This is a genomic window from Kineosporia sp. R_H_3 (assembly GCF_002198675.1).
In the GTDB taxonomy this organism is placed as follows: Bacteria; Actinomycetota; Actinomycetes; order Actinomycetales; family Kineosporiaceae; genus R-H-3.
On the sequence record NZ_MWLL01000051.1, the window covers coordinates 1 to 6,996 of the forward strand.

7 protein-coding genes are annotated in these 6,996 nt (G+C 76.1%); 4 read left to right on the forward strand and 3 right to left on the reverse strand.

Going from position 1 to position 6,996, the window contains the following annotated elements; genetic code table 11:
* A partial coding sequence (locus ECOMGDLI_RS03165) for a SigE family RNA polymerase sigma factor (protein ID WP_143447486.1) occupies positions 1-530 on the reverse strand: 530 nt, incomplete at its 3' end.
* A gap of 147 nt (positions 531-677) precedes the next feature.
* Positions 678-1,793 (reverse strand): citrate synthase 2, encoded by a 1,116-nt coding sequence (locus tag ECOMGDLI_RS03170; protein WP_088313558.1) that lies wholly within the window; start codon positions 1,791-1,793, stop codon positions 678-680.
* Between the two features lie 189 nt (positions 1,794-1,982).
* On the opposite strand from ECOMGDLI_RS03170, the gene pdxH reads away from it, so the two are divergent.
* The 4 genes from pdxH (at position 1,983) to ECOMGDLI_RS03190 (ending at position 5,992) form a co-directional block, all read left to right on the forward strand.
* Entirely contained in the window at positions 1,983-2,711 is a 729-nt protein-coding gene (pdxH, locus tag ECOMGDLI_RS03175; protein WP_088313562.1) for a pyridoxamine 5'-phosphate oxidase, read from the forward strand.
* An 8-nt stretch (positions 2,712-2,719) separates the two neighbouring features.
* Positions 2,720-4,012 carry an MFS transporter gene (locus ECOMGDLI_RS03180; protein ID WP_088313576.1) on the forward strand — a complete coding sequence of 431 codons (1,293 nt, stop codon included), beginning with the start codon at positions 2,720-2,722 and terminating at the stop codon, positions 4,010-4,012.
* 391 nt (positions 4,013-4,403) lie between these two features.
* Positions 4,404-4,919, forward strand: coding sequence for a SigE family RNA polymerase sigma factor (locus ECOMGDLI_RS03185; protein ID WP_088313565.1), 516 nt, complete (start codon positions 4,404-4,406; stop codon positions 4,917-4,919).
* Positions 4,916-5,992 carry a hypothetical protein gene (locus tag ECOMGDLI_RS03190; RefSeq protein ID WP_088313568.1) on the forward strand — a complete coding sequence of 359 codons (1,077 nt, stop codon included), beginning with the start codon at positions 4,916-4,918 and terminating at the stop codon, positions 5,990-5,992. The genes ECOMGDLI_RS03185 and ECOMGDLI_RS03190 overlap by 4 nt, the downstream gene beginning before the upstream one ends.
* Before the next feature lie 41 nt (positions 5,993-6,033).
* Here ECOMGDLI_RS03190 and ECOMGDLI_RS03195 read toward each other — a convergent pair.
* The coding region (locus tag ECOMGDLI_RS03195) for a DUF1996 domain-containing protein (RefSeq protein WP_143447487.1) at positions 6,034-6,996 on the reverse strand (963 nt) is incomplete at its 5' end.

Consider the following 6,996-nt stretch of genomic DNA (forward strand, 5'->3'; position numbering starts at 1 on the left):
TCGTGGGGCTGGGGGCGGGCGAGCTCCGGTGCGAGCACCCGGAGCCGGGCGAGCGCGCGGTGCGTCGTCGACCGGACCGTGCCGATCGACAGGCCGAGCCGGTCGGCGGTGCGCCGTTCGTCGAGGTCCTCGACGTACCGGCAGACGAGGACGCCGCGCTGCCGGGGGGTGAGGCGGCGCAGCGCGGTGACGAGCAGCATCCGCTCGTCGACCGTGGCGTAGGCGTTGGCCGGCGGCGCCGATGCGTGCCACAGGCCCGTGCCGGACGGGTCGGGCGGCACGTCGACGGTGTGCTCGCGGAGCACACCGAGCCGGCGCCACCGGGAGATCTGGATCCGGTGCATGGCCGTGCGCGTGTAGGCCTCCGGGTCGTCGACCCGCGACCATGCCGGCACGAGCCGGGAGAGGGCTTCCTGGACGAGGTCCTCGGCGGCGTGCCGGTCGGAGGTGAGCAGCCGCGCGGTCCTCAGGAGGGCGGGCGAGCGCGCGGCGACGAACGCGCGGAAGTCGCGCTCGTCGTCCGGTTGCATACCCACCTCCGCTGCCTACGACCCCCGAGCGTGGCGGATCTATGCGACCGCGCGCCGGGCTTCACGAGGAAGCACCGGCGCGCGGTCGGACGAACGGCTCGGGCGGGTCGGACGGAGAGGTCGGACGGCAGTTCGTGGAGCCGGACGTCAGCTCACGACGCCACGGCTGACGGCGAGGTCCCAGCCCTTGACGGCCTCGACGGTGCGCGGGGCGTGGCCGATGTAGCGCGCCGCCGGCCGGACGAGCCGGCTCGTCTTCTTGTGCTCGAGGATGTGCGCGGACCAGCCCGCCGTCCGCGCGCAGGTGAACAGCGGCGCGAACATGTTCGCCGGGACGCCCGCGAAGTCGAGGACGACGGCCGCCCAGAACTCGACGTTCGTCGCGAGCACGCGGTCGGGACGGCGCTCGTGGAGCTCGGCGAGCGCGGCCTCCTCGAGCGCGGCGGCGACCTCGTACCGGGGGGCGGCGAGCCGTCGGGCGGTCGCCCGGAGCACACGGGCGCGCGGGTCCTCGGCCCGGTAGACCCGGTGGCCGAAGCCCATCAGCCGCTCGCCGCGGTCGAGGACGCCCTTGACGTACGTGCGGGCGTCGCCGATCTGCTCGACGCCCTCGATCATGTGGAGCACGCGGGCCGGGGCCCCGCCGTGGAGCGGGCCGCTCATCGCGCCGACCGCACCGGACAGGCACGCGGCGACGTCGGCGCCGGTGCCGGCGATGACCCGGGCGGTGAAGGTCGAGGCGTTCATGCCGTGCTCGGCGGCGGACACCCAGTAGGCGTCGACGGCCTCGACGTGCTTGGGGTCGGGCTCGCCGCGCCACCGGATCATGAACCGCTCGACGATCGTGGCGGCCTTGTCGACCTCGCGCTGCGGCACCATCGGCAGGCTCTTGCCGCGGGCGGACTGCGCGACGAACGACAGCGCCATGACCGAGGCCCGGGCGAGGTCCTCGCGGGCCTGCTCGGGCGTGATGTCGAGCAGCGGCCGGAAGCCCCAGACCGGCGCGAGCTGGGCCAGCGCGCTCTGGACGTCGACCCGCACGTCGCCGGTGTTCACCGGGATCGGGAACGGCTCGGCCGGCGGCAGGCCGGGGTTGAACTCGTCGTCGACGAGCAGCCCCCAGACACTGCCGAAGGACACCCTGTCGACGAGCTCCTCGATGTCGACGCCGCGGTAACGCAGCGCGCCGCCCTCGCGGTCGGGCTCGGCGATCTCCGTCTCGAAGGCGATGACCCCTTCGAGCCCGGGGACGAACTCGGACATGCGACGCTCCCTTGCATCACGGCGCCCTCGCTCGTGACGAGCGGCGCCCCCTTCCCGTACGCCCGGTATCCCCGGCACCGTGCATTCTGCGCCACCGGACCGACAGTGCACGCCGCGGGGGTCTGTGATGTTTCCACCACTGGACACCGCGGTGTCACCTACCCTTCGCGTCCGCGCGAGGATGACAGGGTGACGCACGAGCAGCCGGACCCCCGCACCGACCCGACGGCCGGGGGCTACGCGGCGACGCGGACCTCGTACGAGGCAGGCGCTCTCGACGAGGCGGACCTCGCGCCGACGCCGCTCGCCCAGTTCGAGACCTGGTACGCCGCGACCTCGGCGGCCGGCGTCGTCGAGCCGAACGCGATGGTCGTCGCGACCGTCGCACCGGACGGCACGCCCTCGACCCGCACCGTGCTCCTCAAGCAGGCCGACGCCCGCGGCTTCGTCTTCTTCACCAACCACGGCTCCCGCAAGGGCCGTGACGTGCTCGCGACCGCGGTGCTCGCGCTGACCTTCCCCTGGCACCCGCTGCAGCGCCAGGTCAACGCCCTGGGCACCGCCGAGCCGGTGCCGCGCGACGAGACGGAGGCCTACTTCCGGTCCCGGCCGTGGGGCTCGCGGATCGGGGCCTGGGCGAGCCGGCAGTCCCAGGTCGTCGGGTCCCGGGCCGACGTCGAGGCCCGGTACGCCGAGCTCGCCGCCCGCTGGCCGGACACCGGCAGCCCGGACGACGTCCCCGTCCCCGAGCACTGGGGCGGGTTCGTCGTCCGGCCCGTCGAGGTCGAGTTCTGGCAGGGCCGCCCGTCCCGGCTCCACGACCGGCTCGTGTTCGTCGCGCTCGCCCCCGACGGCCCGGGCGGGCCGCCCGCCCTCGACGACCCGGCCGCCTGGCGGGTCGAGCGGCGGCAGCCCTGATCGCGCGTCTGCGCGGCCTGCTCGTCGACCCCGCCCCGCTGCGGGAGAGCGCTGCCTACCGGCGGCTGTGGGTCGGGCTCTCGCTCGGCCAGGTCGGCCAGCAGCTGGCCGTCGTCGCGATCGGCCTGCAGGTCTACGACCTCACCCGGTCCTCGTTCGCGGTCGGCCTCGTCGGGCTGTCCGCGCTCGTCCCGCTCGTCGTCCTCGGGCTGTACGGCGGGGCGATCGTCGACGCCCGGGACCGGCGCACCGTCGCGATCGCCGCCTCGGTCTCGCTGTGGGTGGTCTCGCTCGCCACCGCCGCGCAGGCCTGGCTCGACGTCCGCTCCGTGCCGCTGCTCTACGCCCTCGTCGCGCTGCAGTCGGCGGCCTTCGCGGTGAACAACCCGGCCCGGGCCGCGATCGTGCCGAGCCTGGTCTCGCGGCAGAACCTGCCCGCCGCGAACGCGCTGCACACGCTGTCGTTCACGATCGGGGCCGCGGTCGGCCCGGCGCTCGGCGGCTTCGTCGTCGGCCGGTGGGGCGTCGAGGCCGCGTACACCGTCGACGCCGTGACGTACCTCTTCGCGCTGTGGGGCGTCTTCGGGCTCCCCCCGATGCCGCCCGAGCCGACCGCGGACGGCGTCCGGCGCCGCGCGGGCCTCGCGTCCGTCGTCGAGGGGCTGCGGTTCCTCGGCGGCCGCCCGAACATCCGGATGACGTTCTTCGTCGACATGGCCGCGATGTTCTTCGCGATGCCGCGGGCGCTGTTCCCGGCGATCGGCGTCGTCGTCCTCGGCGGGGGCGCGACGACCGCGGGGGCGCTCGTGTCGGCGATCGCCGGCGGCTCGATCCTCGCCGGGCTGCTCTCCGGACCGCTCGGGACGGTCCGCCGGCAGGGCCTCGCCGTCGTCGCGTGCGTCGTCGGCTGGGGGCTGTCCGTCGCGGCGTTCGGGGCCTGCCTGCTCGCCGCCGGCGGCACGGCGGGCGTCACCCGGGCCGGGGTGTCGCCGTGGCTGTGGCCCGCCCTCGGCTGCCTCGTCGTCGCCGGCGCGATGGACGCCGTGAGCGCGGTCTTCCGGCAGACGATCCTCCAGGCCGCCACCCCGGACGCCCTGCGCGGCCGCCTCCAGGGCGTCTTCATCGTCGTCGTCGCAGGCGGCCCCCGGGTCGGCGACCTTGTCTCGGGGACGTCCGGCGACGTCTTCGGCGAGGCGGCCGCCGCGTGCGCCGGCGGTCTCGTGTGCGTCGCCGCCGCCCTGCTCCTGGCCCGCGTGCAGCCCCGCTTCGTGCGCTACGACGCCCGCCACCCGGAGCCCTGACCGTTCTCCTCGCCGACGCTTGCTCTGCCATCACCAGCGAGCCAGGTGCTTGCTCTGCCATCACCAGTGAGGGTCGGCCGCGCCACAGGTTCGTCGTCGCCGCTCGACACACCGGCAACCGACCGGGGTGTCGCGGAGCAACGACGAAACTGTGGTGCGCCTGCGCCACAGCGCAACCAGAACTCCCCTCCTGGGCCGGTTGCGGCGTCCGGAGGGCGGTTGTGGTTGCGTTGTGGCGCCCAGCCGGGACCCCACGCTCACTTCACCCTCACTTCTGAGGGCAGAGCAAAGCCTCGCGGCGGGGCTGCCGGCCGGCCGCCAGGACCGGAGGCGTCGGGACGCAACATCCGGGCACCCCTGGCGCATCCTCTGGACGAGGACGGGAGAGGCCGTGGAGCTCGAGGAGTACGTCGCCGCACGCGGGCCGGCGCTGCTGCGCCTGGCGCACGTGCTCTGCGGCGACGCCCACCGGGCGCAGGACCTCGTGCAGACCGCGCTCGTCGACGCCTTCCGGCACTGGCGGCGGGTGCAGCGGGCGGACCACCCCGACGCGTACGTGCGGCGGATCCTCGTCAACGCGCACCTCGCGGCGGTCCGGAAGCGGTCGAGCGGCGAGGTGCCCGTGGGGGAGGTCCCGGAGCCGGACGGCGCGGGGCCGGACGGCGCGGACCCGGCGGACGGCGTCGCCGGCCGGGACGGCTTCCGGGCCGCGCTCGACGGGCTGCCGCCGCGGGCCCGGACGGTGCTCGTCCTGCGCTACTGGTCGGACCTCGACGACGTCGCGATCGCCGACGCGCTCGGGGTGAGCCCGGTGACCGTCCGGGCGACCGCGTCCCGGGCGCTCGCGACGCTCCGGGAGCGCGCGGCCACGCCGGCAACGACCACCACCACAGGGGAGGCACCGTGAGCGACGTCGAGGCCCGGCTGCGGGACACCTTCGCGGCCGAGGCCGGGGCCGCCCCGGACGCGGACGTCGTCGCGCTCGCCGCGGTCGCCCGCGGGCAGGTCCGGCGGGAGCGCCGGCGCCGGGCCGCGGTCGGCGCGGCGGCCCTCGGCACCCTCGTCGTCGTGGCCGCCGTCCTCGTGCCCCGCTCCTGGTCCACCGGCGCGACCGTGGTGCCGGCCGTCCGGGCCCCCTCCGGCCCGTCGACCGGCACCGCGCCCGAGCAGCCCGCGCTCCGGTTCCGCGGCGCCGTCGTCCCGGTGCCGGCGGCCTACCTCGACCCGGCCGCCGTCCGGTGCGGGACACCGGTCGCGGACGCCGCGTACGTCGTCCGGGAGGACCGGCCGGTCCGCTCCTGCCTGGCGACGCCGGAGCACCCCGAGGCCCTGACGACCGTCGTCCTGGAGGACTGGGTGCTCCCCGTCACCGACGGCGAGCCGCCGCCCCCGGCCACCGGCCGCCGGGTGCTCGAGGACGGGCGGACGCAGGTCGTCACCCGGGTGCCCGGCGCCGACCTCCGCCTCGTCGTCACGTCGCCCGACCCGGCGCTGGCGGACCGGCTCTTCCAGGGGCTGCGTCTCGAGCCGCCGCCGGAGGGCTGCCCGTCCCGGGCCGTCACGTCCGCCCCCGACGGCACGGGTCGCCAGGACGGCGTCCTCCGGGGCCGGGTCACCGCCGCCGTCGTCTGCAGCTACACCGGCGGCCGCCTCGACACCGCGCACGTGCTCTCCGCGAACGAGTCGGCGACCCTGACGACGCGGCTGCGGGTCGCCCCGGCCGGGCTGGGGACGCCGGAACCGTTCTGCGCGACGGTGCGGCTGCGCCCCGGCTACGAGGCGCACTGGCTGCTCGTCCTGGACACCCCCGAGGGCGTCACGCCACGGACGACGCTGCATGTCGCGGCCGGGCCGTGCGTCGCGAGCGGCGTCACCGCCCCGGACGGCGCGACGGCCCGCCTCACGTCCGACCTCGTCAGCCTGCTCACGACCCTCGCCCCCGGGCCGTCGTCGTTCTCCGGGGTCGTCGGCGGGACGTGAGCGCACGTCCCGCCGACGCACCGACCGGGCGGGCCCTGCCGTCAGACGTCGCCCTGCATGACCCGGCCGTCGCCGAGCATGTGCGAGCCGCACGTCACGGGCCGGCGGACGCAGCCGTCGGTCCAGGTCTGCTTCACGGCCGGGTCCCAGCCGTCGAACCAGTCGCCGTGCACCGAGTAGCCGCCCGGCAGCGAGTCCGGGTAGGTGTCGCTCGACAGCCGCCAGCGCGATGTGTCGGCACCGGCGCGCACCGGGTACAGCACGTTGTACGTGATGACCGGGACCGCGACCGGGTGGCTCGCGGGGCAGCGGCCCCCGACCGGGTAGCTCATGTGGGACTTGTGGTCGGCGGAGTCGAGGTCACGGCCGTTCCAGCACTGCGGGAAGTCGAGCGTCATCGTCACGAAGTCGCCCGGGGCGCACCGGGGGACCGACGCCGTGGCGGCCCCGCCCGCGTTCCAGCACCGCCACCCGGCGTGCTCCTGCGGCCCGCGGGCCGTCGAGCTGCCGGCGATCATCCGCAGCCCGGCGGGCAGCGCGCCGATGTCTCCCGGGGCGAGGCCGTAGTAGCCGCTCTTGTAGTAGACGTGGACGAGGTCCGGGGCGAGCGGGGCACCGGACGCGGTGTCGACGAGCGCGGGCGCCCAGTACGCCGTCCGGTTCGCCGTCCCGCCGCGGCACGTCGAGCCGCCGCTCGTCGCGATCGAGGCGGCCGTCGACGAGGCGTCGGTGCGGGTGTTGCCCCAGAAGACGTGCAGGTGCGAGGCCCCGAGCCGCATCGGCGCGACGATCGGGTCGTCGGTGTTCATGTGCGAGTAGGCGCAGACCGTGCGGAAGTTGCCCGTGCCGTCGCCGCTCGGGGTGGGCAGCTCACCGGTCCGGGTGATCCGGAAGGCCGTCGAGCCCGGGTCGCCGGCGGGCACGAGGCGCGGGTCGTAGGCGGGCCCTTGGCCGGTGGCCGGGGACGTGGCGGACGGCGCGGGCCCGGTGGGGGACGTCGCGGT